This window comes from Geomonas diazotrophica (assembly GCF_018919385.1).
In the GTDB taxonomy this organism is placed as follows: domain Bacteria; phylum Desulfobacterota; class Desulfuromonadia; order Geobacterales; family Geobacteraceae; genus Geomonas; species Geomonas diazotrophica.
Genome location: NZ_JAHLMF010000041.1, coordinates 1 through 1,283, shown reverse-complemented (window position 1 = coordinate 1,283; position 1,283 = coordinate 1). Strand labels below are relative to the sequence as shown.

Here is a 1,283-nt window from a genome sequence, read left to right as displayed (position 1 = left end):
AACTGCTCAGGGAATCCTTCTCCTGGTTGAAACGGGATGCGGCACCCGGGGTTGATGGGGTGACATGGGAAGATTACGAGCAACACCTTGAAGCCAACCTGATGGATCTGCATGCTCGCGTTCACCGGGGTGCATATCGGGCGCTTCCATCTCGGCGGAAATACATACCGAAGCCAGATGGGCGGCAACGTCCACTTGGGATAGCGGCACTGGAAGACAAGATAGTCCAGCGTGCTGTTGTGGAAGTGCTTAATGCAATCTATGAGGAAGACTTCCTGGGGTTTTCTTATGGGTTTCGGCCTGGGCGTGGTCAGCATGATGCGCTGGACGCGCTTACGGTTGGTATAACCTGTATGAAAGTGAACTGGGTACTGGATGCCGATGTATCCAGGTTCTTTGACACGGTCAGCCATGCTTGGCTTATCCGTTTCGTTGAACACCGCATCGGTGATCCCCGCATAATCCGTTTGATACGCAAATGGCTTAAGGCTGGGGTGAAGGAGGAGGACGGAGAAGTAACCGCAACGGAGGTAGGCACGCCACAAGGGGCAGTAGTTTCACCTTTACTGGCAAACGTTTACCTCCACTACGTCTTCGATCTCTGGGCAGAATGGTGGAGAAAGCACCATGCCAGAGGAAATGTCATCTTAGTGCGCTATGCCGACGATTTTGTTGTCGGCTTTGAACACGAGGCGGACGCCAAACGCTTTCTTGCAGACATGCGGCAGCGGATGGAGGAGTTTGCACTGTCGTTACATCCGGACAAGACTCGTCTGATCGAATTCGGGCGCTTTGCGGCCGAGGATCGATCTGGACGAGGTCTTGGCAAGCCGGAGACCTTCAACTTCCTAGGATTCACCCACATCTGTGGACGCTCCTTGCAAGGCAAATTCCTGCTTCATCGGAAAACACGCCGAGACCGGATGCGTACCAAGCTGCAGGAAATCAAAGCGGAGTTACGACGACGGATGCACCTGTCCATCCCCGAGCAGGGGAAGTGGCTACGTCAAGTTGTAATAGGCTACTTTGCGTACCATGCAGTTCCAACCAATATGAAGAGCATAAGTGGCATTTCGGAACCACGTAGTCAACCTCTGGCGACGAACGCTTAGGCGTCGCAGTCAAAAGGATCACACTACATGGCGACGAATTCTGCGGATAGCTTCGGCTTGGTTACCTGCTCCGCGTATCCTTCATCCATGGCCAAGAGTTCGTTTCGCCGTCAAACACCCAAGGTGGGAGCCCGGTGCGTAAATCGCGCTCGCCGGGATCTGTGCGGGGGG

The 1,283-nt window shown here is 54.3% G+C and carries 1 protein-coding gene; it reads left to right on the top strand.

Annotated elements, in window-relative coordinates:
• Positions 1-1,112 (top strand): group II intron reverse transcriptase/maturase (ltrA, locus tag KOM00_RS20435; RefSeq protein ID WP_456264258.1); only part of this gene is annotated, 1,112 nt, incomplete at its 5' end.
• Positions 1,113-1,283: the final 171 nt, after the last annotated feature.